This is a genomic window from Thalassiella azotivora, assembly GCF_054781695.1.
The window spans coordinates 59,671-83,791 of sequence record NZ_BAAGTX010000014.1 but is presented as its reverse complement, the minus strand read 5'-3'; the positions used below and the strand labels follow the sequence as shown (position 1 = coordinate 83,791).

25 protein-coding genes are annotated in these 24,121 nt (G+C 75.4%); 17 read left to right on the top strand and 8 right to left on the bottom strand.

Annotation, left to right across the window (positions count from 1 at the left end):
• Window positions 1–4: 4 nt before the first annotated feature.
• From fdxA to ACYVQV_RS11360, 3 genes are all read left to right on the top strand, one after another.
• Window positions 5–331 carry a ferredoxin gene (gene fdxA, locus ACYVQV_RS11370; protein WP_461023397.1) on the top strand — a complete coding sequence of 109 codons (327 nt, stop codon included), beginning with the start codon at window positions 5–7 and terminating at the stop codon, window positions 329–331.
• On the top strand, window positions 328–1,500 hold the full coding sequence (gene dapC, locus ACYVQV_RS11365; protein ID WP_461023441.1) for a succinyldiaminopimelate transaminase: 1,173 nt from the start codon (window positions 328–330) through the stop codon (window positions 1,498–1,500). Before fdxA ends, dapC begins: the two co-directional genes overlap by 4 nt.
• Window positions 1,501–1,784: 284 nt before the next feature.
• The gene (locus ACYVQV_RS11360; protein ID WP_461023440.1) at window positions 1,785–3,059 is read left to right on the top strand and encodes a citrate synthase; all 1,275 of its coding nucleotides are present in this window, start codon (window positions 1,785–1,787) and stop codon (window positions 3,057–3,059) included.
• Window positions 3,060–3,132: 73 nt separating this feature from the next.
• Here the strand turns inward: ACYVQV_RS11360 and ACYVQV_RS11355 are convergent, their stop codons facing one another.
• Together ACYVQV_RS11355 and dapD are read right to left on the bottom strand one after the other, a co-directional pair.
• Entirely contained in the window at window positions 3,133–4,014 is an 882-nt protein-coding gene (locus tag ACYVQV_RS11355) for a hypothetical protein (protein ID WP_461023439.1), read from the bottom strand.
• 47 nt (window positions 4,015–4,061) lie between these two features.
• Window positions 4,062–5,012 carry a 2,3,4,5-tetrahydropyridine-2,6-dicarboxylate N-succinyltransferase gene (gene dapD, locus ACYVQV_RS11350; RefSeq protein WP_461023396.1) on the bottom strand — a complete coding sequence of 317 codons (951 nt, stop codon included), beginning with the start codon at window positions 5,010–5,012 and terminating at the stop codon, window positions 4,062–4,064.
• An 86-nt stretch (window positions 5,013–5,098) separates the two neighbouring features.
• Between dapD and dapE the strand changes: the two genes are divergently transcribed.
• From dapE to ACYVQV_RS11310, 8 genes are all read left to right on the top strand, one after another.
• A complete protein-coding gene (dapE, locus tag ACYVQV_RS11345) occupies window positions 5,099–6,241 on the top strand; it encodes a succinyl-diaminopimelate desuccinylase (protein WP_461023395.1) in 1,143 nt (380 codons plus the stop codon).
• Between the two features lie 42 nt (window positions 6,242–6,283).
• On the top strand, window positions 6,284–7,111 hold the full coding sequence (locus ACYVQV_RS11340) for an LOG family protein (RefSeq protein ID WP_461023394.1): 828 nt from the start codon (window positions 6,284–6,286) through the stop codon (window positions 7,109–7,111).
• A 60-nt stretch (window positions 7,112–7,171) separates the two neighbouring features.
• Window positions 7,172–7,780 carry an LOG family protein gene (locus ACYVQV_RS11335; RefSeq protein ID WP_461023438.1) on the top strand — a complete coding sequence of 203 codons (609 nt, stop codon included), beginning with the start codon at window positions 7,172–7,174 and terminating at the stop codon, window positions 7,778–7,780.
• Window positions 7,777–8,700 carry a dihydropteroate synthase gene (gene folP / locus ACYVQV_RS11330; RefSeq protein ID WP_461023393.1) on the top strand — a complete coding sequence of 308 codons (924 nt, stop codon included), beginning with the start codon at window positions 7,777–7,779 and terminating at the stop codon, window positions 8,698–8,700. Before ACYVQV_RS11335 ends, folP begins: the two co-directional genes overlap by 4 nt.
• A gap of 127 nt (window positions 8,701–8,827) precedes the next feature.
• Window positions 8,828–9,169, top strand: coding sequence for a DivIVA domain-containing protein (locus ACYVQV_RS11325; RefSeq protein ID WP_461023392.1), 342 nt, complete (start codon window positions 8,828–8,830; stop codon window positions 9,167–9,169).
• Window positions 9,166–9,651: an SRPBCC family protein gene (locus tag ACYVQV_RS11320; RefSeq protein ID WP_461023391.1), complete on the top strand. Its 486-nt coding sequence runs from the start codon at window positions 9,166–9,168 to the stop codon at window positions 9,649–9,651. The genes ACYVQV_RS11325 and ACYVQV_RS11320 overlap by 4 nt, the downstream gene beginning before the upstream one ends.
• 61 nt (window positions 9,652–9,712) lie before the next feature.
• Window positions 9,713–10,324, top strand: a complete 612-nt coding sequence (locus tag ACYVQV_RS11315) for a DNA-3-methyladenine glycosylase I (protein ID WP_461023437.1) — start codon at window positions 9,713–9,715, stop codon at window positions 10,322–10,324.
• Window positions 10,321–11,586: a hypothetical protein gene (locus ACYVQV_RS11310; RefSeq protein ID WP_461023390.1), complete on the top strand. Its 1,266-nt coding sequence runs from the start codon at window positions 10,321–10,323 to the stop codon at window positions 11,584–11,586. The genes ACYVQV_RS11315 and ACYVQV_RS11310 overlap by 4 nt, the downstream gene beginning before the upstream one ends.
• Window positions 11,587–11,625: 39 nt before the next feature.
• On the opposite strand, the gene ACYVQV_RS11305 is transcribed toward ACYVQV_RS11310, so the two are convergent.
• A complete protein-coding gene (locus tag ACYVQV_RS11305) occupies window positions 11,626–12,447 on the bottom strand; it encodes an enoyl-CoA hydratase/isomerase family protein (protein ID WP_461023389.1) in 822 nt (273 codons plus the stop codon).
• Between the two features lie 60 nt (window positions 12,448–12,507).
• Window positions 12,508–13,350, bottom strand: a complete 843-nt coding sequence (locus tag ACYVQV_RS11300) for a PaaX family transcriptional regulator (protein ID WP_461023388.1) — start codon at window positions 13,348–13,350, stop codon at window positions 12,508–12,510.
• A gap of 195 nt (window positions 13,351–13,545) precedes the next feature.
• On the opposite strand from ACYVQV_RS11300, the gene ACYVQV_RS11295 reads away from it, so the two are divergent.
• Window positions 13,546–13,713 (top strand): DUF3117 domain-containing protein, encoded by a 168-nt coding sequence (locus tag ACYVQV_RS11295; RefSeq protein ID WP_461023387.1) that lies wholly within the window; start codon window positions 13,546–13,548, stop codon window positions 13,711–13,713.
• A 174-nt stretch (window positions 13,714–13,887) separates the two neighbouring features.
• Window positions 13,888–15,534 carry a leucyl aminopeptidase family protein gene (locus ACYVQV_RS11290; protein ID WP_461023386.1) on the top strand — a complete coding sequence of 549 codons (1,647 nt, stop codon included), beginning with the start codon at window positions 13,888–13,890 and terminating at the stop codon, window positions 15,532–15,534.
• 60 nt (window positions 15,535–15,594) lie between these two features.
• Here the strand turns inward: ACYVQV_RS11290 and ACYVQV_RS11285 are convergent, their stop codons facing one another.
• Complete coding sequence (locus ACYVQV_RS11285; RefSeq protein ID WP_461023436.1) at window positions 15,595–16,227, bottom strand: O-methyltransferase; 633 nt, start codon at window positions 16,225–16,227, stop codon at window positions 15,595–15,597.
• A gap of 209 nt (window positions 16,228–16,436) precedes the next feature.
• Here ACYVQV_RS11285 and sigE point away from each other — a divergent pair, with 209 nt between their 5' ends.
• From sigE to tatB, 4 genes are all read left to right on the top strand, one after another.
• Window positions 16,437–17,216 carry an RNA polymerase sigma factor SigE gene (gene sigE / locus ACYVQV_RS11280; protein ID WP_461023385.1) on the top strand — a complete coding sequence of 260 codons (780 nt, stop codon included), beginning with the start codon at window positions 16,437–16,439 and terminating at the stop codon, window positions 17,214–17,216.
• Window positions 17,213–18,088, top strand: a complete 876-nt coding sequence (locus ACYVQV_RS11275; RefSeq protein WP_461023384.1) for a zf-HC2 domain-containing protein — start codon at window positions 17,213–17,215, stop codon at window positions 18,086–18,088. Before sigE ends, ACYVQV_RS11275 begins: the two co-directional genes overlap by 4 nt.
• A 161-nt stretch (window positions 18,089–18,249) precedes the next feature.
• On the top strand, window positions 18,250–19,704 hold the full coding sequence (locus ACYVQV_RS11270) for a S1C family serine protease (protein ID WP_461023383.1): 1,455 nt from the start codon (window positions 18,250–18,252) through the stop codon (window positions 19,702–19,704).
• Window positions 19,704–20,216 (top strand): Sec-independent protein translocase protein TatB, encoded by a 513-nt coding sequence (gene tatB / locus ACYVQV_RS11265; protein ID WP_461023382.1) that lies wholly within the window; start codon window positions 19,704–19,706, stop codon window positions 20,214–20,216. Before ACYVQV_RS11270 ends, tatB begins: the two co-directional genes overlap by 1 nt.
• A gap of 27 nt (window positions 20,217–20,243) precedes the next feature.
• Here tatB and ACYVQV_RS11260 read toward each other — a convergent pair whose 3' ends face one another.
• The 3 genes from ACYVQV_RS11260 to ACYVQV_RS11250 form a co-directional block, all read right to left on the bottom strand.
• Entirely contained in the window at window positions 20,244–20,816 is a 573-nt protein-coding gene (locus ACYVQV_RS11260) for a GNAT family N-acetyltransferase (RefSeq protein WP_461023381.1), read from the bottom strand.
• A 71-nt stretch (window positions 20,817–20,887) separates the two neighbouring features.
• Window positions 20,888–22,021, bottom strand: a complete 1,134-nt coding sequence (locus ACYVQV_RS11255) for an Mrp/NBP35 family ATP-binding protein (RefSeq protein ID WP_461023380.1) — start codon at window positions 22,019–22,021, stop codon at window positions 20,888–20,890.
• Window positions 22,022–22,106: 85 nt separating this feature from the next.
• Entirely contained in the window at window positions 22,107–24,038 is a 1,932-nt protein-coding gene (locus ACYVQV_RS11250) for an ATPase, T2SS/T4P/T4SS family (RefSeq protein ID WP_461023379.1), read from the bottom strand.
• Window positions 24,039–24,121 lie beyond the last annotated feature (83 nt).

Sequence of the window (24,121 nt, the reverse complement as noted above, 5' to 3'; positions counted from 1 at the left end):
TCCCGTGACGTACGTGATCGCGCAGCCCTGTGTCGACCTCAAGGACAAGGCGTGCATCGAGGAGTGTCCGGTCGACTGCATCTACGAGGGTGAGCGCTCCCTCTACATCCACCCCGACGAGTGCGTCGACTGCGGTGCCTGCGAGCCGGTCTGCCCCGTCGAGGCGATCTACTACGAGGACGACGTCCCCGAGCAGTGGGCGGACTACTACAAGGCCAACGTCGAGTTCTTCGACGACCTCGGCTCGCCCGGCGGCGCCGCCAAGCTGGGGCTGATCCCCAAGGACCACCCCGTCATCAAGGCGCTGCCGCCGCAGGAGCACGACCACTGAGCGGTGTCCCCGCTCCCGCCGGGGGTGAGCCGGCAGCGGCGTCGCGGACGGCGCTGCCGGACTTCCCGTGGGACGCGCTCGCCCCGTACGGCCGCCGGGCGCGTGAGCACCCGGACGGCCTGGTCGACCTGTCGGTCGGCACACCGGTCGACGGCACCCCCCGGGTGGTGCGTGACGCGCTGACCGCCGCCGCCGACGCGCCGGGCTACCCGCAGACGCACGGGACGCCGGCGCTGCGGGAGGCCGTGGCGGCGTGGTTCGCGCGTCGGCGCGGCGTCCCGGACGTGCAGCCGGACGCGGTGCTGCCGACGATCGGCTCCAAGGAGCTCGTCGCGTGGCTGCCGACGCTCCTCGGCCTCGGCCCGGGCGACGTCGTCGTCCACCCCGAGACGGCGTACCCGACCTACGACGTCGGTGCGCGCCTGGCCGGGGCGACGCCCGTCGCGGCCGACGGCACGGCCCAGGTCGGCCCGGGTGCGCGGGTCCGGTTGGTGTGGGTCAACTCGCCGTCCAACCCGACCGGTCGGGTCCTGGGGGTCGAGCACCTGCGCAAGGTCGTCGCCTGGGCGCGTGAGCGCGGTGCGGTGGTCGCCAGCGACGAGTGCTACGCGGAGCTGCCCTGGGTCCTGGACGGTCAGCCCGTCCCCGGGGTCCCGGCGCCGGGTGCGGTGCCCAGCGTCCTCGACCCGCGGGTGTGCGACGGCAGCCACGAAAGGCTGCTCGCGGTCTACTCGCTGAGCAAGCAGTCGAGCGTCGCGGGCTACCGCGCAGCGTTCGTGGCGGGCGACGCCGCCCTGGTCGGCGGGCTCCTGGAGGTGCGCAAGCACGCCGGGATGATCGTGCCGGCGCCGGTGCAGGCAGCGGTCACGGCGGCGCTGGCGGACGACGCGCACGTCGACACCCAGCGCGAGCGCTACCGCGCCCGTCGCGAGGTACTGCTGCCCGCCCTCGCCGCGGCCGGCCTGCGGGTGGACCACTCCGAGGCCGGCCTCTACCTGTGGGCGACCCGGGAGGAGGACTGCTGGGACACGGTGGCCGACCTCGCCGGTCGCGGCGTGCTCGTCGCGCCCGGTGCGTTCTACGGGCCCACGGGACGTCGGCACGTGCGGGTCGCGCTGACCGCCACGGACGAGCGGGTCGCCGCGGCGGCCGAGCGCCTGCGGGCCTGAGCGCGGCCTTCGTCCCGTGCGGGGCGGGAGACCGCGTGCCGTCGCCCGGCACGGGTGCGGTTGGCGGCTGCGCGGAAGCGGACGGTAGCGTCAGCCTGACAGCCTGGACCGACGCCCCCTCGTTCGCGCCGCCGGCGACCACCTGCCGGCGCCACCAGCGGAGCCGTCCGACGGACGGCACCAGGGGGCCCGTGCGCACCGACCTGCCGCACGGGGGACCACACGAGGAGCGACACGTGACCGAGACCGTCAAGAACGACAGCACCGACGCGGGTGCCCAGGCCCTGCAGCTGCAGCACCCGGGTGGGTCCCTGGAGCTGCCGCTGGTGAAGGCGACCGAGGGCAACGACGGCGTCGAGGTGTCCAGCCTGCTGAAGGAGACCGGCCTGGTCACCCTCGACCCGGGCTTCGTCAACACGGCGTCCTGCCAGTCCGAGATCACCTACATCGACGGCGACGCGGGGATCCTGCGCTACCGGGGCTACCCGATCGAGCAGCTCGCCGAGAAGTCCTCGTTCCTCGAGGTCAGCTACCTGCTCATCTACGGCGAGCTGCCGAGCCAGTCCGAGCTCGACGCCTTCGAGGAGCGGATCCGTCGGCACACGATGCTGCACGAGGACCTCAAGCGGTTCTTCGACGGCTTCCCGCGCGACGCGCACCCGATGCCCGTGCTGTCCTCCGCGGTGTCGGCGCTGTCGACCTTCTACCAGGACAGCCTGGACCCGTTCGACGCCGAGCAGGTCGAGATCTCCACGGTCCGGCTGCTGGCGAAGCTGCCGACGATCGCCGCGTACGCGTACAAGAAGAGCGTCGGGCAGCCGTTCCTGTACCCGGACAACTCCCTCGACCTCGCGGGCAACTTCCTGCGGATGACGTTCGGCTTCCCGGCCGAGCCGTACGAGGTCGACGACACGATGGTCAAGGCCCTGGACCTGCTGCTGATGCTGCACGCCGACCACGAGCAGAACTGCTCGACGTCGACGGTGCGGATGGTCGGCTCCGCGCAGGCCAACCTGTTCGCGTCCGTGTCGGCGGGGATCCACGCGCTGTCCGGTCCGCTGCACGGCGGCGCGAACCAGGCCGTCCTGGAGATGCTCGACTCCATCGCCGCCAGCGACGACGACGTCGACACCTTCATGCAGCGGGTGAAGAACAAGGAGAAGGGCGTGCGCCTGATGGGCTTCGGCCACCGGGTGTACAAGAACTACGACCCGCGGGCCGCGATCATCAAGAAGGCCGCCGACGAGGTGCTGCAGGGCCTCGGCCAGCGCGACGAGATGCTCGACATCGCGATGCGGCTCGAGGAGATCGCCCTCAACGACGACTACTTCATCGAGCGCAAGCTGTACCCCAACGTGGACTTCTACACCGGCCTCATCTACAAGGCGATGGGCTTCCCGACGAAGATGTTCACGGTCCTGTTCGCCCTGGGCCGCCTGCCCGGCTGGATCGCCCAGTGGCGCGAGATGATCGACGACCCGCAGACGAAGATCGGCCGTCCGCGCCAGATCTACACCGGTGCCACCGAGCGCGACTACGTGCCGGTCTCCGAGCGCTGAACCACCGGCCACCAGGTCGTCCGTCGGCCCGGTGCCCCGCAAGGGGCGCCGGGCCGAGGCGCGTCCGGGGCGGTCAGCCGGCGACGGTGACGACGACCTCGCCGGGTTCCGTGGGCGCCTCGTCGGAGGCCCCCCACCCGTCGCCCGGTGCCGACCGGTCCCAGCGGCGGCCGTCGACCGCGACGGCGACCACGTCGTAGGCGGCGGCCGACGCCACCGCCCAGTGGGCGGCGGCCCACCCGCGGCGGGTGGCGTCGTCGCCGTCACCGGCGTCCAGCGTCAGGCGGGGGCCGTCGGCGGAGACCACGGACACCCCGCCGAGCTCCGTGCCGAGCGCCTCGGCCACCGCGGCGGCGCGCGACGCGGCGTCCTCGGCGTCCGGGCCCGTCGTTGCTGAGGGCATGCGCAGCCGGCACGTCAACGCGGCCGGGGAGTACCCCGTCAGCGCCGACGCGAAGACCCTGCCCTCCGGCTCGTGGTCGGCGTACGCCTCCGGGAAGCCGCTGCGCTGCACCGTCTGCGCGGCGACGGTGATCTCCATCGACTCGTACCCGTCGACCCTCACCAGCCCGTCGTAGAAGGCGTTCGTCGAGTACACGGGGTCCATGATCTGCTCGACCGTCCCCCAGCCCTGGGAGGGGCGCTGCTGGAACAGCCCGACGGAGTCCCGGTCGCCGTAGTCGATGTTGCGCAGCTTCGACTCCTGCACCGCGGTCGCCAGCGCGATCGTCGCGGCACGGGCCGGCAACCCCCGCTGCACGGCGATCGCGGTGATGGTGGCGGCGTTCGCTGCCTGGTCGGGTGCCAGGTCGTGCGACTCGCCCCCGGCGCTGGCCGTGCAGGTCTCCCGCACCACGACCGGGTCGCCGGTGACGGCGACGAGCGCGCCGACACCCGCGGCGAGGACGCCCACCGCCAGGCTCGCCGCGAGCACGCGTCGGCCGCGTGGGGTCAGGCGCACCGCGTGATCGTACGACGGCGCTCCAGGCCGCCCACCGTCGGTCAGTTCGCGTGCAGCGCGGGGTTCAGCTCCACGCGCCTGCCCTCACGGGCCAGCGCCTCGACGGCCCCGGACAGCGAGTTGCGCCGCAGCAGCAGGCCGCTGGCTCCCGAGAGCTCCGACGCCTTGACCTCCCGCGGGGCGTCGCCGGTGAGCAGGCGGACCTTCGTGCCGGCGGTGACGTAGCACCCGGCCTCGACGACGCAGTCGTCACCGAGGCTGATGCCGATCCCGGCGTTGGCGCCGACGAGGCAGCGGCGGCCCACCGAGATGACCTGCGTGCCACCGCCGGACAGGGTGCCCATGATGGACGCGCCGCCGCCGACGTCCGAGCCGTCGCCGACGACCACGCCGGCCGAGATCCGGCCCTCGACCATCGACGCACCGAGCGTGCCCGCGTTGAAGTTGACGAAGCCCTCGTGCATCACCGTCGTCCCCGGCGCGAGGTGCGCACCCAGGCGCACCCGGTCGGCGTCGGCGATCCGCACCCCGGTCGGCACCACGTAGTCCGTCATCCGCGGGAACTTGTCGACGCCGAAGACCTGCAGGCGCCCGTCGCGCCGGGCCAGCAGCCGCAGCCGGGTCTGCTCGAAGTCGGTCACGGCGCACGGGCCGGCGCTCGTCCACACCACGTTGGCGAGCTGGCCGAACACGCCGTCCAGGTTCAGCCCGTGGGGCTCGACCAGCCGGTGCGACAGCAGGTGCAGCCGCAGGTACGCGTCGGCGGCGCCGTCCGGCGGGGTGTCCAGGTCGATGACGGTGCGCACGACCTCGGTGCGCACTCCGCGGGCCGGGTCGTGGCCCGCGGCCGCGGCCAGCTCCGCGGGGACGACGTGCGGGCCCTCGTCGGCGGGGGCGTCCTCGAGGCGGGGGCTCGGGTACCAGGCGTCGAGCACCGTCCCGTCCAGCTCGCTGACCGTCGACAGACCGTGGGCCCAAGCGCTGCGCGTCATGGGCCTCAGGGTATGGGCCGCGGACCGGACCTCGCGGCTCGGACCCCGCCGTGTGGACCGGCGCCCGCGCCGCTAGCGTCGCAGGGGTGACTGACGAGCCCACCGCCAGCGCTGCCGAGAGCACCGACCCGGACGGCGTGCCCGTCCTCGACCTGCACGGGGACCCCGTCGCGCTGACCCGCGCCCTGTGCGACATCGAGTCCGTGTCGGGGAACGAGCGCCGCGTCGCGGACGCCGTGGAGGCGGCCCTGCGCCGGCTCGACCACCTGGAAGTCCTGCGCGACGGCGACGCCGTCGTCGCGCGCACCACCCTCGGGCGCGACGAGCGCGTCGTCGTCGCCGGGCACCTCGACACGGTCCCCCTCGGGCGGCGGCCCGACGGCACCCCGAACCTGCCCACCTGGACCACGGGGAAGGGCGACGCGCTCGTCGTCCACGGCCGCGGGACGTGCGACATGAAGGCCGGCGTCGCCGTCCAGCTCGCCGTCGCCGCGCAGGTCACCGAGCCGGTCCGCGACGTCACCTGGGTCTTCTACGACCACGAGGAGGTGGAGGCCGAGCTGAACGGGCTGGGACGCCTGGTGGCCAACCACCCGGACTGGCTCGCCGCGGACTTCGCGGTGCTGTGCGAGCCCACCGACGGCACCGTCGAGGGCGGGTGCAACGGCACCATCCGGGTCGAGGTCCGCGTCACCGGCGTCGCCGCCCACTCGGCCCGGGCCTGGATGGGGCGCAACGCCGTCCACGAGGCCGGGCACGTGCTGTCGCGCCTGTCCGCCTACGAGACGCGGGACGTGCCCGTCGACGGGCTCGTGTACCGCGAGTCCCTGAACGCGGTGGGGATCCGCGGCGGGGTCGCGGGCAACGTCGTCCCCGACGAGTGCGTGGTGACCGTCAACTACCGGTTCGCGCCCAGCAAGTCCGTCGAGGACGCCGAGCACCACCTGCGCGAGCTGTTCTCCGGGTACGAGGTCACCGTCACCGACGCCAGCCCGGGGGCCCGGCCGGGGCTCGACCACCCTGCCGCGGCCGCCTTCGTCGCGGCGATCGGTGCCGAGCCCAAGCCGAAGTACGGATGGACCGACGTCGCCCGCTTCTCGGCGATGGGCGTCCCCGCCGTCAACTACGGCCCGGGCGACCCGCTGCTGGCGCACAAGGACGACGAGTCCTGCCCGGCCGCCCAGGTCCACGACGCCGCGCGGGCCCTGCGCTCGTGGCTGGCGGGCTGAGCCGTCGCGCCCCCTGGTGCCGCCGCTCGTAGGGTGAGCGCCATGCCAGAGGAGACCCCCGCGACCCCGACCCGCCGCCGCCCCGCGGACGGCAGCTACCACCAGGGCCCGGTGACGCTGCGCGGCAGCCAGGTGCCGACCACCACGACCGACCAGCGGCTGCTGGAGAGCCGCGGCCCCAGCGACTGGGTCCACACCGACCCGTGGCGGGTGCTGCGGATCCAGTCCGAGTTCGTCGAGGGCTTCGGCGCGCTCGCCGAGCTCGGTCGGGCGATCAGCGTCTTCGGCTCCGCGCGGACCCCCCGCGACCACCCCGACTACGCCCTGGGGGTCGAGGTCGGGGCGAAGCTCGTCGAGGCCGGGTACGCCGTCATCACCGGTGGGGGTCCGGGTGCGATGGAGGCCGCCAACAAGGGCGCCTGCGACGCCGGCGGGGTCTCCGTCGGGCTGGGCATCGAGCTGCCGTTCGAGCAGGGCATGAACGAGTGGGTCGACCTCGCGGTGAACTTCCGCTACTTCTTCGCCCGCAAGACTATGTTCGTCAAGTACGCGCAGGGCTTCGTGGTCCTGCCCGGTGGCTTCGGGACCTTCGACGAGCTGTTCGAGGCACTGTGCCTGGTGCAGACGCGCAAGGTCACCGAGTTCCCGATCGTGCTGCTGGGCAGCGACTACTGGGGTGGCCTGGTCACCTGGCTGAAGGACACGGTCGCGCACCGCGGCGCCATCTCGGCGCCGGACCTGGACCTGCTCCACGTCACCGACGACGTCGACGAGGCCGTCCGCGTCGTCACCTCGGGACGGCGCGACGTCCGGGCCCAGGAGCAGCGGGCCGCGGAGGCCGCGGCGCAGGAGGCGTCCGCACCCGAGTGACGCGCACCAGTCCGGGCCCTGTCCCGCGCCGGTTAGGGGACCTGGCAGGCTGACCGCGTGCTGGCCGTGTGCGTGTTCTGCTCATCCTCCGAGGTGATCGACTCCTGCCACCCCCGGCTCGCCGCGGAGCTGGGCCGCCTGCTCGCGGCCCGCGGGCACCGGCTGGTCTCCGGCGGTGGCCGCGTCTCGATGATGGGCGCCGTCGCCCGCGCCGTCCGCGCCGGTGGAGGCCACACGACCGGTGTCATCCCGCGCGCCCTGGTGCCGCTCGAGGTCGCCGACTCCGACGCCGACGACCTGGTGGTCACCGCCGACATGCGCGAGCGCAAGGGCCGGATGGACGCCGAGGCCGACGCCTTCGTCGTCCTGCCCGGTGGCCTGGGCACCCTCGAGGAGCTGCTCGAGGTGTGGGTGTCCCGGTCCCTGGGCATGCACGCCAAGCCGGTCGTGGTCTGCGACCCCACGGGGGTGTACGACGGGCTGCGCACGCTCGTCGAGCAGCTCGTCGACCAGGGTTTCGTCCGCCCCGCGGCGGCCGCCGAACTGGTCTGGACGACGACCCCCGAGCAGGCGCTGGACGCGGTGGAGGCGGGCTGCGCCGCCGAGGTCGTCGACGCCAGCGGTCGCTCGGCCCGGTTCGCCGAGGAGGCGCTGGAGGCCGAGCCGTGACCGGCCCGGGGGCCGTGGTCCCGCCCGTCGTCCCGCCCGCGTCCCCGGTGCTGAGGCTGCGCGGTCGCGATCACGACGCGAGCCGGCCGCTGGTGATGGCCGTCGTCAACCGCACGCCGGACTCGTTCTTCGCGGGGGCGCGCACGCCGGACGACCCGTCAGCCCGCGACGCCGTCGCCCGGGCCGTGGACGAGGGCGCCGACCTCGTCGACGTCGGCGGGGTGAAGGCCGGTCCGGGGGACGAGGTGGACGAGGCGGAGGAGCTGCGCCGCGTCGTCCCGTTCGTCGAACGGGTCCGCGCCGACCACCCCGACCTGCTGGTCAGCGTCGACACCTGGCGCAGCGGCGTCGCGCGCACCGCCTGCCGGGCCGGGGCGGACCTGGTGAACGACACCTGGGCCGGGCACGACCCGCACCTCGTCGACGTGGCCGCCGAGCACGACGTCGGGCTGGTCGTCTCCCACACCGGGGGGGCCGTGCCCCGCACCAGGCCCCACCGCGTCACCTACGGGACGACGGCACGCGGCGTGGTCGACGACGTCCTGGCGACGCTGGGGGCGCGGGCCGCCGACGCAGTCGACCGCGGGGTGCACGCCCGCTCGGTGCTGGTCGACCCGACCCACGACTTCGGCAAGAACACCTGGCACGGGCTGGCGCTGCTGCGCTGCACGCAGGAGATCGTGGCCCTCGGCTACCCGGTGCTGATGGCGTTGTCCCGCAAGGACTTCATCGGCGAGACCCTGGACCTGCCGGTCGAGGAGCGGTTGGAGGGCACCCTCGCCGCGACCGCCGTCGCGGCCTGGCAGGGGGCGCTGGTGTTCCGGGCCCACGACGTGGCCGCCACCCGGCGCGTCGTCGACACCGTCGCCAGCATCCGGGGTGAGCGGCCACCGGCGCGCGCCACCCGCGGGCTGGCCTGAGGGCGGCGGTGCCCGCCGTGGGCACTCACCGCGGACAGGTCGGTCGACGGGGCCTGCCGGCAGGACCGACGAGCCTGCTGTTGACGGGCGCGCCACGGTGTCGGCCGCCCGTGGCACGATCGACCCCGTGACGTTGTTCCTGCTCCTGGTCGCCCTCGCCGTCGTCGGGGGTGTCGCCGCCGTGGCGACCGGCCGCGTGCGCGGGGGTCTGGACGAGCCGACCACGAGTCGTCCCTATCGTCCGCTGCCGGACGCGCGCCTGACGCCGGACGACGTGGACGACGTTCGCTTCCCGCTCGGGGTGCGCGGCTACCGGATGGACGACGTGGACTCCGTGCTGCGTCGGCTCGCCGACGAGCTGGCCGAGCGGGACGCCGAGATCGCCCGGCTGCGCCGGGCGCTCGCCGACCCGGCCGCCGCGGCCCCCGCCCGCGACGGGCAGGACGACCAGCAGGACGCGACCCGGTGAGCACCTTCCCCGTCGTCGTGCGCACCAGCCTGCCGCCCGACCGGGCGTTCACGGTCGTGACGGACTGGCCGGCGCACTCCGTCCCCCTGACGACGGTGGAGGTCGTGGGCGACGGTGACGGTCGCGGCCTCGGCGGCCGTTTCGTGGGTCGGACCCGGTTCGGCCCGGTGCTCGTCGACGACCCGATGGAGGTCGTCGAGTGGGCGCCCCCTGCCGGTGTCGGTGCCGGTGCCGGTGAGACGGGCCGGGCGGGGCACGGTCGCTGCCGCGTGGTCAAGACAGGTCGGGTCGTCCGCGGTGGCGCCACCCTGGACGTCCATCCCGTCCCCGGCGGGACGCTGGTCCGGTGGGTCGAGACCGTGTCCGCCGGGCCGCGGCCTCTCGCACCACTGCTCGACGCCGGTGCCCGGGTCGTCGGGCCGTGGGTCTTCGGCCGGTTGCTCCGCACGCTGCTCGAGGAGGCTGAACGTGACCACCACTGACGCGCCCGCCCCGTCGGCACCCGCAGCACCGCCGGGACCGACCGGCCCGACGGGCCCCGCGGTGGAGGCGGAGCCCGACAGCGGGCTGGTCCTCGGCACCGACGGGCTGGCGCGGTGCGGCTGGGGGGCGTCGACGGACGACTACCGCGCCTACCACGACGAGGAGTGGGGCGTCCCCGTGCACGGCGAGTCCGCCCTCTTCGAGCGGATCACCCTGGAGGCCTTCCAGTCCGGGTTGTCGTGGCTGACGATCCTGCGCAAGCGCCCCGGCTTCCGCTCGGCGTTCGCCGGTTTCGACGCCGAGACCGTGGCCCGCTTCGACGAGGCCGACCGGGCCCGGCTGCTCGCCGACGCCGGCATCGTCCGCAACCGCGCGAAGGTCGACGCCGCCCTGGGCAACGCCCGCGCCGTGCTGCGGATGCGCGACGCCGTCGACGGTGGGCTCGACGCCTTCGTGTGGTCGTTCGCGCCGGACGACGACCGGCCGGCGCCGCGCCGGATGGCTGACGTCCCGTCGACGACCCCGGAGTCCGTGGCGCTGGCCAAGGGCCTCAAGAAGCACGGTTTCGTGTTCGTCGGGCCGACCACCGCGTACGCGGCGATGCAGGCGTGCGGTCTCGTCGACGACCACCTCGCGGGCTGTCACCGACGCCGCGCCGGCGGGGCCGGGTGAGCACCAGCGTCGACGCGTCGGCCGAGGACGGCCGGTCGTCGGCCCGGTCGTCGGCTGGGTGGTGGCCCGGCCGGCCGTCGGGCGGGCCGCTCGGGGACGCCGCCCGCCGGTGGGCGGCCTCGCCGTGGTGGGTCCGCGTCCTGGTCGTCTGGGGTGCCGCGCGGGCGGTCACCTGGGTCGTCACCGAGCGGGTCGCCCGGTTCCAGCAGGCGAACCTGTGGTCCGGTGCCGACCCCGCGTACCTGGACTTCGTGCGCATCTGGGACGGCGACTGGTACCGGCGGATAGCCGACACCGGCTACCCGCTGCCGCTGCCCGTGGACGGCACCGGCCAGCCGTTCCAGAGCGAGTGGGCGTTCTACCCGGCGTACCCGGTGCTGGTGCGCGGCCTGGAGGCCGTGACCGGGTTGGAGTTCCGCGTGGTGGCGCCCACCCTCAGCCTGGTCCTCGGGGCCGCGGCGGCGCTCGTCCTGCACCGGCTCTTCGCCCGGTACGCGGGGGAGGGGACGGCCCTGGCGGCGGTCGCCCTGCTCGCGACGTTCCCCACGTCGCCGGTGCTCCAGTACGCCTACACCGAGTCGTTGGCGCTCTTCGCGTTGGCGGCGTCCACGTACCTGCTGGTGAGCCGCCGGTACCTGCTCGCGCTGCTCCCGGTGGTGCTGCTCGGCCTGACCCGGCCCGTGGGCGTGCCGTTCGGGCTGGTGGTGCTGGCCCACCTGCTGCACCGGTGGTGGGTACGGCGACAGGACCCGCTGCCCCTGCGGCAGGCCGGTGAGATCGTCCTCCTGGGACTGGTGACCGCCGCGTCGTCGGCGGCGTTCCCGGTCTACGTCGGCTGGGCCACGGGGCGCCCCGACGCGTACACGGCCGTCCAGTCCGCCTGGCACGGCGGGGACCTCGACGTCCTCACCCCCTGGTGGGACACCTCCCGCTGGCTGCTCGGCGACCACGTCGGGCCGGTCGCCCTCGCCCTGCTCGTCGTCGGGTACACGCTGCTGCTGCTCGGACCGGGCCTACGGGTGCTGGGCCTGGAGCTCACCGTGTGGTGCGGGGCGTACGCGCTCTACCTGCTCGTCGTCCTGCAGCCGTACACGTCGGTGTTCCGCTACCTGCTCCTGCTGTTCCCGCTCGCGCTGCTGGCGGCGCACGCGGTCCGGACCCGCGCGCACCTGCTCACGTGGCTGGCCGCCCACGTGTCCCTGCAGGTGGTGTGGATCGCGTGGCTGTGGCGGTTCACCCCGCCGTCCGACGTCCCGCCGTGACGGGACGTGCGGACGGCGAGCCGGACAGCGGCGGGCGCCTCAGCGGCCCTCGAACTGCGGCGTGCGCTTGGCGATGAACGCGTCGACGGCCTCGTGGTGGTCGCGGGTGCCGCCGGTCAGGCTCATCATCTCCGCCTCGTGGGCGAGCGAGGCCTCCAGGTCGTGGGCGGCGGAGAACGCGACGGCCCGCCGGATCGCCCCGTACGCCACGGTCGGTCCGGCTGCCAGCGTCCGGGCGAGCTCGAGGCCGCGCGCCGCCAGCCGGTCGTCGTCCACGACCTCCGTGGCCAGGCCGAGCGCCAGCGCCTCCTCGGCCGGGACGGTGCGGGGGAACAGCAGCAGCTCCTTGGCCTTCGCCGTGCCCACCAGGCGCGGCAGCCAGAACGTCGCGCCGGTGTCGGCGGACAGCGCCACCCCGGCGAACGCCAGGTTGAAGCCGGCGGACCGGGCCACCACGCGGACGTCGGCGGCCATCGCCATCGACGCGCCGGCTCCGGCCGCGACGCCGTTGACCGCGGCCACCACCGGCTTCGGCATCGTGCCCAGGGTGAGGGCGATCGGGTTGTAGTGCTCCGGCACCGTCCGGCTCATCACCTCGTCGCCGGAGCGCAGCAGACCGATGTGCTCGCGCAGGTCCTGCCCCACGCAGAACGCCCGCGGCCCGCTGCCCGTGAGCAGGACGCACCGCACCGCGGGGTCGTCCGCGGCCTGGCGGACGACCCGGACCAGGGACTCCTTGGTCGGCGTGTCGAGGGCGTTCATGGCGTCGGGCCGGTTGAGCGTGATCGTGGCCAGGCCGTCGCTCACCTCGTACAGCACCGGGTCGGCGGACGGCGCGTTGCTGCCAGGGGTAGTGGTCACGGGGTCTCCTCGTGCTGGGGGCGGGTGACGGGTCCGGCCGCAGGGAACCGGACGAGGTTCTCAGGGGCGGCGTCCGGCCCGCGGGGCGGGGTCGGCCGGCCGGGCTGCGGGGGACGTCGGGTCCAGGCACTCGTCGACGAACCGGTCCGCGCCCGCGCGCAGGTCGCGAGCGGCCTCGTCGAACAGGGCGGCGGCCGCCCGGCCGGGCCAGTCCGGGGGCAGCAGCACGGCGGGCAGCGCGGGGTCGGTGAACAGGAACTTGCGCCACTCGTGCACGAGCTGGAAGCGCGTGGCGAACGCCGTTCGGTCGTCCGGCGCGGGTCCGGCGCGCCCGAGCAGGTCGCGGGCCTGCGCCGTCCACTCCTCGTACGCCCGTGCGACCGGGGCCAGGTCCCACGCCGTCGCAGCCAGGTCCGTGGCGTCCTGCTCGGGGAACGCCCCGAAGGTCCGCGCGCCGACCCCTGCGGCGTCCAGCTCGCCGGCCAGCTCCGGGGACCGGCGGGGTGCCACCCACGTGCCGTTGCCGAGGCAGGCGTACCCCAGGTAGCGCAACGACGACTCGACCCGCTCGCGCTCGGCACGCGACCGCGGGCGGTCCAGGACGACGAGGTGCCACCGGCCGTCCCACGGCGCGTCCCAGCCGGCACCCGTCCGGTAGATCCGCGCGTGCGCCTCGTCCAGCCGGCGTTCGGCGCGCTCCGTCAGCTCGTACCCGGGCCCTTCGCTGAGCCGGACGGGGGACAGCCACCCCTGCCGCACCATCCGCGACACGCCCGTGCGGACGGCGGCGACGCTGATCCCCAACGGGTCCAGGAGGCGCACGAGGGCGGCGACCGGCGCGACGCCACCGCGCCAGCGCAGATGGTCGCCGTACAGGTCGAACAGGGCCGATCGGGCGTGCACGGCCGTCATCCTGCCCGCTGGAGCGGCCCGTCGTCACCGAGATCGCGGCCGTGCCCCATTTCGCCAGCGGGCTCGGACCCTAGATAATGACCTCGATCACGCTGCGAGCCGACCAGGCCCGGGCGTCACCGGTGCCCCGTGCCCGTGACGCCCGGACGCCGGCTCCAGCGCTAACACCAGGAAGGGGAGCGCCACATGGCGGCGATGAAGCCCAGGACCGGCGACGGTCCGCTCGAGGTCACCAAGGAGGGGCGGGGCATCGTCATGCGCATGCCGCTCGAAGGTGGCGGGCGGCTCGTGGTGGAGATGACCCCCGACGAGGCCAACGCCCTCGGCGACGCCCTGAAGTCCGCCGCCGGCTGACCCGGCCGGTCGCGCCGACCCCGGTGAGGTGCCCGCGCACCGCGCCGGGGTCGTGCGCGTCCACGACCGGTGCCCCGTGTCGCCGTGTCGCCGTGTCGCCGTGCCCGCGGGTCGGGCGCCGCGACGCGGTCCGGCCCCCGGCGTCCCGTCCGCGGCGGTCGGTAGGTTGGCCCCGTGGCCGACCACGACCTGGAGCAGACGACCGACGACGCCGACACGACCGCGCGACCCGCGGGGCGGTCCGGTGCGCGAGGGAGCCGGCGGCGCCGGCGCGACGACGGCGGCGCGTCCCCCGGACCCGTCGTCGGCCGGGCCCTGCCCGCCGTCCGCGCGAAGGCGGCCGGCGACGTGACCGGCACCGGCGCGGACGTCCTGGTCGTCCCGCTCGCACCCCCCGCGGCCGGTGAGCCCGACCCCCAGCCGCGCGCAGGCGTCGCGGACGCGGCGGCGGCCTACGGCGTCGACCTGCCCGCCGCGTGCGCCCAGGAGCGGTTCACCGGCGCCGTGGGGCAGGTCCTCACCCTCCCCGTGGGGGCGCTCACGGCCGGGACCGCGGGCCTGCCCGGTCGCCTGGTCCTGCTCGGCGTGGGTGACGGCGGCCCCACCGCGCTGCGGCGTGCGGGTGCCGCGCTCGCCCGGGCGACGCGCGGTGCGGGACGCGTCGCCACGACCGCGGTCCACGGCGCCACGGGCGAGGCGGTCCGCGCCTTCACCGAGGGGTACCTGCTCGGCGCGTACTCCCCGCCACGGACCGGCACGTCCGAGGGGCCGAGGCCCCCCGCCACCGAACTGGTCCTGCTGGGCTGCCGGCGCGCCGACGACGTCGAGCGGGCCCGTACCGCCGCCCGCGCCACCTGGGTCGTGCGCGACCTGGCCGCCACGCCCGCGTCGACCAAGTCCCCGCAGTGGGTCGCCGACCAGGCCAGGGCCCTGGCCGCCGACGTCCCCGGCCTGGACGTGCAGGTCGTGGACGCGGACGCGCTGCGCGACAGGGGGTTCGGTGGCCTGGTCGCCGTCGGCGGCGGCTCCGCCACGCCTCCGTGCCTGGTCACGGTGACCTGGACGCCGCCGGAGCCCGCGGCACGAAGCCGCCACGTCGTCCTCGTCGGCAAGGGGATCACGTTCGACACCGGTGGCCTGTCCATCAAGCCGCGCGAGGCGATGGTCCCGATGAAGACGGACATGGCCGGTTCCGCCGTCGTGCTGGCCGCGGTGCTGGCCGCCGCGGAGGTCGGGGTGGGGCACGGCGTCACCGCCCTCCTGCCCTTGGCGGAGAACGCCTTCGGTGCGGCCGCGTACCGTCCGGGTGACGTGGTGACGGTGTTCGGCGGGACGACCGTGGAGGTCGCCAACACCGACGCGGAGGGCCGGATGGTGCTCGCCGACGCCCTGGCCTACGCGGACGCCCACCTCGACCCGGACGTCCTCGTCGACGTGGCGACGCTCACCGGTGCGGCGAGCCTCGGTCTGGGCAAGCGCCACGCCGCCCTGTACACCGCCGACGACCGCCTGGCCTCCGCGCTGGCCGACTCGGCCGAGCGGACCGGGGAACGGGTCTGGCGGATGCCCCTGGTGGAGGAGTACCGGCCCTACCTCGACTCCGAGGTCGCCGACATCCGGCACGTCACGGCCGACCGCTCGGTCTCCGGCGGCTCCATCACCGCCGCGCTGTTCCTGCGGGAGTTCGTCGGGGACCGCCGCTGGGTGCACCTGGACGTCGCCGGTCCGTCCCGGGCCGACCGCGACGAGCACGAGGTCACCAAGGGCGCCAGCGGCTACGGGGCCCGGCTGCTGCTCGACTGGCTGACGCGACTGCGGTGACCGCCGACGCGGCTGCGGCGAGCACGGCGGCCCTGGTCGGCCACCGGGGCCCCGCCGCGGTCAGCGCTTGACGGCGACCAGCAGCCCGTCCCCGCACGGGAGCAGGGCGGGGACGAGGGACTCGTCGCGCCGCACCCGCTTGCCGAGCTCGCGGATGGACGTCGTCGTGGCGTCACGCTGCGCGGGGTCGGCGACCTTGTCGTGCCACAGGGCGTTGTCCACGGCCAGCACGCCGCCGGTGCGCAGAAGCCGGAGCGCCTGGTCGACGTAGGCGTCCACGTCGTCCTTGTCGGCGTCGACGAGCACCAGGTCGTACGCCGCGTCCGTCAGCCGGGGCAGGACGTCCAGCCCGCGGCCGGTGATCACCCGGGCGCGGTTCGGCCGGACGCCGGCCTCGGCGAACGTCTCGCGCGCGGCGCGCTGGTGCTCCGACTCGACGTCGATGGTGGTCAGGACGCCGTCCTCCGGCATGCCCCGCAGCAGCCAGAGCCCCGAGACCCCCGTGCCGGTGCCCACCTCCACGACCGCCCTGGCGTCGAGGGCCGCGGCCAGGAAGCGCAGTGCCGCGCCGACACCGCGTCCCACGGGCGTGCAGCCGAGCTCGCCGGCCCGGTCACGGGCCCGCATGAGCACGTCGTCCTCGACCACGTAGTCCTCGGCGTACGCCCAGCTGGCGGGCTTCGATGCGCTGATGGCTGCCTCCTGCGCCGCGTGCGGTCGCCGCGCTGCCGGTGCGGCGACGTGTCGTCGGGCACGACCCTAGACCCGCCGGGTCGGGCCGTGGGCCGACGGTGCCGCCCCGCTCCCAGGCTTCTCCCAGCAAGCCGGGGAACCCTGGGGGCTCGGGCGGCGTTCGACACGACGTAGGGACGGCGATGGGCTCCGGCGGAGGACGTGACGGCATGACGGTGGCGAGCCTGGGTGGCGGGCTGCACCTGCCCGTGGGTCGCCGCCGCGCCGCGCGCACGGTCCGGGACGCCGCCGCGAGGCAGCAGCCGGCGCCGCCGCGCGAGGTCGCACCGCGCGAGGTCGCACCGCACTCGGCGGCCGGCGACGAGGTGGACGCGGCGTCGTCCGCCGTCCCCGGCGAGGGCGACGCGACCACCGCCTGGCAGCCGCCGACCTGGGAGGAGGTCGTCCAGCAGCACTCCGCCCGGGTGTACCGGCTGGCGTACCGGCTCACCGGCGACCGCCACGACGCCGAGGACCTCACGCAGGAGGTCTTCGTCCGCGTGTTCCGCTCGTTGTCCTCCTACACCCCCGGCACGTTCGAGGGCTGGCTGCACCGCATCACCACGAACCTCTTCCTCGACCAGGTCCGTCGCAAGCAGCGGATCCGCTTCGACGCGCTGGTCGACGGGGCCGCCGAGCGGCTGCCCGGCGCCGACCCCGGCCCCGAGCGCGCGTTCGAGCACGGCAACCTCGACCTGGACGTCCAGCAGGCGCTCGGCGCGCTGTCGCCCGAGTTCCGCGCCGCGGTCGTGCTGTGCGACATCGAGGGCCTGTCGTACGAGGAGATCGCCGCCACGCTGGGGATCAAGCTGGGCACCGTCCGCTCCCGGATCCACCGCGCGCGCGCCCAGCTGCGCGAGGCGCTCGCGCACCGGTCCCCGCAGGCCGAGCGCGCCGCGGGGGGCACCAGGGCGTCCACGGGCGAGCCGACCACGCAGGAGGTCAGGTGAGCCACCTGGGAGCGCGCGTCACCGCGCTGCTGGACGGCGAGCTGTCCCCCGACGCCGCTGCCCGCGCACACGCGCACGCGGCCGCCTGCCCGCCCTGCCTGAGGGCGCTGGAGACCGAGCGGGCCGTGCGCACCACGCTGGCGACGGCCCGGGACCCCGAGGTCCCGACCGAGCTGGTCGAACGGCTCGTCGCCCTCGGCGGTCCGGCCGGCCCGCTGCCCCCTCGGCCCGGTCACGTCCCCGGCGCGCCCAGGCCCCCGTTCGCGGTCATCGGTCCGCCGCCCCGCGGCGGGTCGCGGCGCCTGGCCCGGTCGGCGCAGCCGACCCGACCCGAAGCCGCCGGCACCCTCGCCGCCGGTGCGCTCGCCGCCGCCCCGCCGCGCCGGGGCCCCGCCACGACCCACCCCCTCGGACGGCGACGGGCCCGGCGCCTGCGGCGCGGGCTCGTCCTCGCGCTGACCGGCTCCTTCTCGATCGCCTCGGTCGGCCTGGTGTCCACGCTCGCCCTGACCGGTCTGCTCGACGACGCAGCCACGGTGGCGCCGGCCTCGACGAGGCTGGGCGTGGAGCCGGAGGGCCGGACGGGCGCTCCGCGGCCGGAGGGGCCCTCGACGACCGGGCAGGCGGTGCCGATGGCCCCGCTGGGCACGGGGCAGGCACCCGACGGGCCGTGGGCCACGGGCGTGCTGACCTCCGGCGCGGGCCCGTCCTCCGTGGGGACCGCCCAGTCGGTGCTCACCGCCTCCGGCGCGCCGGTGGCGGGCGCGCCGGTGCCCCCGGGCCACCGGTCACCGGCGACGCCGGCGGGGCCGGCCGTCCCGCCCAGCGGCTCGTCGCCGTCCGCGACCACCACGCCGGTCCCGACGCCCTAGCCTGGGAGCGTCGGTGGGCCACCCGTGCTCGTGGCCCGCCAGGCGCGGGAGGATGCTCCCGACACCACGAGGAGGGCGGGACCGGGATGACGCAGGACCACTGGGCGCGACCGCGCGACGCGGGCCCCTGGCCCGCGCCCGGCGCGGAGCAGGAGCCACCGGTGCCCCCCAGCTCCGGTGACCCCGCCCCGTGGAGCGACGAGGCGCGGGACACCGTGCCGCTGCCCGTGGGACCGCACGACACCGTGCCGGTGGTCGCGGACGCCCACGACACCGTCCCGTTGCCCGCGGACCGGCGCGCCCCCGCGCCGGTCGGCGCCGGCGCGCCAGGTCCGCCGTCCGGGGCCCTGCCCCCGCCGGGCGCACCGCCCGCTGCTGCAGCGTTCCCACCGTTCTCGGGGCCCGCACCCGACGCCTCGCCCGCCGCCCCGCCGGCTCCCGTCACCGCGCCGCCGCCGGAGCCCCCCGGGCCGCACGTGGACGCCGAGCGGGGGTACGGGGACGACGCGCCGGTGCTGCGTCGCCGTCGGGCGGGCCGACGGCTGCTCACGTCCGCCGTCCTCGCCACGGTCGCGCTGCTGGCGGGCTTCGCCGGTGGCTGGCTGGCCGACCGCGGCACCGGTGGTGGCACGATCACGCTGGTCGACCCCGGGGACGACGTCCCGGCCGCGCGACCGCCGGACTCGGTGGCCGGGGTCGCCGCCGACGTCCTGCCCAGCGTCGTCTCCATCGAGACGCGCGGGGCGACCGGGCAGGGCACCGGCTCGGGTTTCGTCATCCGCGAGGACGGTTACGTCCTGACCAACAGCCACGTCGTCTCCGGCGTGGCGGACGGCGGCCGGATCGTCGTGGTGTTCTCCGACGGCTCGCAGGAGGAGGCCGAGGTCGTCGGAGCCACCAGCGCCTACGACCTGGCGGTCCTGCGCGTCGACCGCTCGGGGCTGCCCGAGCTCGAGCTGGCCGACTCCAGCACCGTCGTCGTCGGCGACCCGGTGATCGCCATCGGTGCGCCGCTCGGGCTGGAGGGCACGGTGACCACCGGGATCGTCAGCGCCCTGAACCGGCCCGTCGCGGCGGGTGACGGGCAGGAGAGCGCCTTCATCAACGCGATCCAGACCGACGCGGCGATCAACCCCGGCAACTCCGGCGGACCCCTCGTCGACGTCCGTGGTCGCGTGATCGGCGTCAACTCGGCGATCGCCCGGGCACCGGGCAACCTCGGTCCCAGCGGCGGCAACATCGGCCTGGGCTTCGCCATCCCGGGCGAGCAGGCCGCCCGGACCGCCCAGCAGCTGATCGACGAGGGGCGGGCCACCTACCCGGTCGTGGGGGTGCTGCTCGACCGCGGCTACGACGGAGAGGGCGTCAAGGTCGTCGACGAGGCCCAGCAGGGAACGCCCGCCGTCACGCCGGGAGGGCCCGCGGACGAGGCGGGGATCCGCCCCGGGGACGTCATCGTCGGGTTCGAGGGCCGTCCCGTGACCGAGCCCGACCAGCTCATCGTGGCGATCCGCGCCCAGCGCCCCGGGGACACGGTGACCCTGACCGTGCGCACCGCCGGCGGGCGGGAGCGGTCCGTCGACGTCACCCTCGACGAGTCCGACCAGGACGGCTGATGTTCGGGATCAACGGCGCCGAGCTGCTCGTGCTGGCCGTCGTCGCGCTGCTCGTCGTCGGGCCGGAGCGCCTGCCGGAGTACGCGTCCCAGCTCGGGCGGCTGGTGCGCGAGGCCCGGCGGATGGCCGTCGGCGCCCGTGAGCAGGTCCGCCAGGAGCTCGGCCCGGACTTCGACGACATCGACTGGCAGAAGCTGGACCCGCGGCAGTACGACCCCCGCCGGATCGTCCGGGAGGCGCTGACGGACCTCGACGACGAGCCCGAGCCGTCCGCCGGGCGTCGCAGCGGGTCGGCCGGCCGGCCCGGCGCCCGTGCCGACGACGGCGGGTCCGCTCGCACGGCTCGCCCGTCGGCCAGCTCGTCGCAGGGGGCGACGGCCGCTGCCGCCGGCGCCGCGCTGGGGGTGGGCGCCTCCGCGGGACGGTCCCCCGGCCAGGGGGAGCGCGCGGCCGGTGGGGCCGGGGCGCGGTCCGAGGGCTTCCGGGCGCCGTACGACACCGAAGCGACCTGACACCCCGGTCGCGGGACCCCCGCTGCCTCAGGGGCCGGGCCGCTCCCGGGCGAACCACTCCGCGCGGGTGACGGCGTACTCCACGTCCCCGAGCTCGTCACCGGGGATCCTGTCCGGCCACTCGGCGTGGAAGGTGCGCACGTACCGCAGACCCGCCTTCTCCATCACCCGGCGGGACGCCTGGTTGACGGCCATCGTCTCCGCGGTCACGCGCCGGGCCCCCCACCGCTCGAAGGCGGCCGCGACGAGCGCCCGAGCGCCCTCGGTGGCCAGGCCGCGGCCCCATGCGTCGCGCCGGAGCCGGTAGCCCAGCTCCGGCTCGTCGACCGGGTCGCCCGCGCGGGCGCGCAGGTGGAACCACCCGAGGACCTCGCCCGTCGCCCGGTCGACGGCCATGAGGAACCCGTAGCCGGGGTGCCTGTCGTGGTACGCCAGCAGCGCCGGGAGGACGTCCCGCTCCACCTCGGCACGAGGGGTCGCGCGCCCGCCCGTGACGAAGCGCATCACCTCGGGGTCGGCGTCCAGCTCGACGAGCGCGTCGACGTCGTCGCTCCGGACGTGGCGCAGCAGCATCCGTTCGGTCTCCACGACGACGTGCACGGCACCATCCTCACCCCGGTGGGAGCCCCCGGGTGGGCGCCCCCGGGTGGGCGCCGTCGCGTGCGCGCGGGTCAGCGGCCGGCGGGGGTGAGCCCGAGGGAGCGGCCGGCCAGGCCGCGGGCGCGGCGGGACAGCTGGCGCGCCACTCCGCGCAGCGCGACGGCGGCGGGGGAGTCCGGCGTGCCGAGCACGGCCGGCGTGCCGCCGTCCCCGCCCTCGCGCAGCGCCACGTCCACCGGCACCTGGCCGAGCAGCGGCACCGTCGCGCCGACGGAGCGGGTCAGGCTGTCGGCGACCGTCTGGCCGCCGCCGGCGCCGAACAGGTCCATCCGCGAGCCGTCCGGCAGCTCCAGCCACGACATGTTCTCGATGACGCCGACGACCTGCTGGTGGGTCTGCAGGGCGATCGCACCCGCGCGCTCGGCCACCTCGGCGGCGGCGGTCTGCGGGGTCGTGACGACGAGGATCTCCGCGGACGGCAGCAGCTGGGCGACGCTGATCGCGATGTCGCCGGTGCCGGGCGGCAGGTCGAGCAGCAGCACGTCCAGGTCGCCCCAGAACACGTCGCCGAGGAACTGCTGCAGCGCCCGGTGCAGCATCGGCCCGCGCCACACGACCGGCTGGTTGCCCGGGACGAACATGCCGATCGAGATGACCTTCACGTCGTGGGCGACCGGCGGCAGGATCATGTCGTCGACCCGGGTCGGCGGCTGGGTGACGCCGAGCATCCGCGGCACGGAGAACCCGTACACGTCCGCGTCGACCACGCCGACCCGCAGGCCGTCGGCGGCCATCGACGCGGCGAGGTTGACCGTGACGCTGGACTTGCCGACCCCGCCCTTGCCGGAGGCGACCGCGTACACCCGGGTCAGCGACCCCGGCTTGGCGAACGGGATCTCCTTCTCGGCCTGGCCGCCGCGCAGCTTCGTGCGCAGCGCCTGCCGCTGCTCGTCGCTCATCACGTCGAGGACGACGTCCACGCTCGTCACGCCGTCGACCCGGGCGACCGCCTCGCGGGTGTCACGCGACAGGGTGTCCTTCATCGGGCAGCCCGAGACCGTGAGGTACAGGGTCACCCGCACCGCGCCGTCCTCGTCGGCCTCCACCGACTTCACCATGTCCAGCTCGGTGATCGGCTTGCGGATCTCGGGGTCCTGCACGGTCGCCAGGGCGGCGTGCAGCGCGTCGGTCGAGGGGGCGGCCATGCCTCCAGGGTAGGTCGGCGGGAGGCCGTGCCGGGCCGGGGGTGACGGCGCTCACCCGCGGGAGGGCGCGCAGGCGCTCACCCGGTCAGTGCGCGTGCTCCCCGCCGGCGGCCTGAGGGGCCCCCGTCCGGCAGTACGGGCAGATCAGCCAGGAGTCGTCGAGGCGCTTGCCGCAGCCCTCGCAACGGCCGGTGGCGACGGTGGTGGCGCACCACGGGCAGGCGACCATGCCCTCCTCGACCCGCTTGCCGCACCCGGTGCAGTGCCGGGCCGCCGTGTGGTCGGCGGTGGTGACGCGCAGCACCTCCTCGAACGTGGTGTCGCCGCGGAACGCCTTGCGCAGGGCCGACATCCGCAGCGACGACATCCCGGCCTCCTTGGCCTGGGCCGCGACCGAGGTCTCCGTCGGGTCCTGCACCAGCACCTTGCGCATCGGGGCGTCGACCTCGAGCACCTCGTAGACGGCCGTGCGCCCCCGGTAGCCGGTGCCGCCGCAGTCGGGGCACCCGGCCCCGCGCAGGGGGGTGGCGTCGAGGATGTCCTCGATCGCCAGCCCGAGCAGCATCAGCGTCTCCTGGTCGGGGATGTACCCCTCGGCGCACGAGTCGCAGGGCGTGCGGACGAGCCGCTGGGCGATGGCGGCGGTGAGGGAGGAGGCGACGAGGAACGGCTCGGCGCCCATGTCGATGAGCCGGGTGAGCGCCGCGACGGCCGAGTTCGTGTGCAGCGTGGTCAGCACCAGGTGGCCGGTCAGGGACGCCTTGAGCGCCAGCTCGGCGGTCTGGCCGTCCCGGACCTCGCCGACCAGGACGATGTCGGGGTCCTGGCGCAGGACCGAGCGCAGGCCCGCCTCGAAGGTCATCCCGGCCTTGACGTTGACCTGGACCTGGGTGATGCCGGGCAGCTGGACCTCGACCGGGTCCTCGAGGGTGATGATGTTCTTCTCCGGCGTCATCACCTCGGCGATCGCCGAGTAGAGCGTGTTCGTCTTACCGGAGCCGGTCGGCCCGGTGATGAGCACCAGGCCCTGGGGGACGGCGAGCGCCCGGTTGAAGATGTCGAGCTGCTCCTCCTCGAAGCCGAGCGAGGCCAGTGAGGGGACGTCGTCCCCGCGGGTGAGCAGCCGGATGACGATCTTCTCGCCGTGCAGGCTCGGCAGGGTCGAGACGCGGCAGTCGATGTTCATGCCGTCGACCTGGATGCGGGTGCGCCCGTCCTGGGGGACGCGGCGCTCGGCGATGTCCAGACCGGAGATGATCTTGATGCGGGAGATGACGGACGGGGCCACGCGCTTGGGCGCGGACATCACGTCGCGCAGCAGGCCGTCGCAGCGGAACCGGATCCGCAGGCCCTCGCGCTGGACCTCGATGTGGATGTCGGAGGCGCGCAGCCGCACGGCGTCGCCGAGCACCTGGTTGACGAGCTTGACGATGGGGGCGTCGTCCTCGCCGCCGGGCCCAGGCGCGGAGTCGGCGAAGACGTCGTCGTCCTCCACGGTGTCGACCAGGGCGCCCACCGTCGAGGAGTCCGACGACAGGGACCACGCGCGCGCCAGCTGGTCGCGGATCTGGCTGGGGGTGGAGACCAGCACCTGCAGGTCGTTGACGCCGCTGTGCAGCTTGACGTCGTCCAGGGCCAGGACGTTCGTCGGGTCCGCCGTCGCCACCACGAGGACGCCGTCGCGCCGGTCGACGACGAGCACCTGCGCGCGCTCGGCGACCCCGCGCGGCAGCAGCCGGACGACGTCCGGTGCCGGCACGTGCCGGCTCAGGTCGATCGACTCGAGCCCGAGGTGCTGGGCCAGCGCCGCGGAGATGTCCCGCTCGTCGGCGAACCCGAGCTCGACGAGCAGCTCGCCCAGCCGCCGTCGCTCACCGGGGGCCTCCGCCTGGTGCTTGAGCACCGCCTGCAGCTCGTCCTGCGAGAGCACGCCCGCCTCGACCAGCACGTCGCCGAGGCGGCGGCGGCGCAGGCTCGCGAACGGGTCGTGCGCTTCTGCGTGGGCGAGATCAGTCACCCTGCCCTTCTCGGCAGGTAGCCCGCCCGGGTGAAGGTTTTCCCGCCGACCGGGTGGTCGGCGGCGGATCCGGCGCGTCCGGC

What these genes read in the sequence shown, in the direction of transcription:
- dapD (WP_461023396.1), bottom strand. Translation starts at nt 5,012, where the DNA reads ATGACGCGCAGCGCTTGGGCCCACGGTCTGTCGACGGTCAGCGAGCTG.
- ACYVQV_RS11340 (WP_461023394.1), top strand. Translation starts at nt 6,284, where the DNA reads ATGCCAGAGGAGACCCCCGCGACCCCGACCCGCCGCCGCCCCGCGGAC.
- ACYVQV_RS11295 (WP_461023387.1), top strand. Translation starts at nt 13,546, where the DNA reads ATGGCGGCGATGAAGCCCAGGACCGGCGACGGTCCGCTCGAGGTCACC.
- sigE (WP_461023385.1), top strand. Translation starts at nt 16,437, where the DNA reads ATGACGGTGGCGAGCCTGGGTGGCGGGCTGCACCTGCCCGTGGGTCGC.
- tatB (WP_461023382.1), top strand. Translation starts at nt 19,704, where the DNA reads ATGTTCGGGATCAACGGCGCCGAGCTGCTCGTGCTGGCCGTCGTCGCG.
- ACYVQV_RS11255 (WP_461023380.1), bottom strand. Translation starts at nt 22,021, where the DNA reads ATGGCCGCCCCCTCGACCGACGCGCTGCACGCCGCCCTGGCGACCGTG.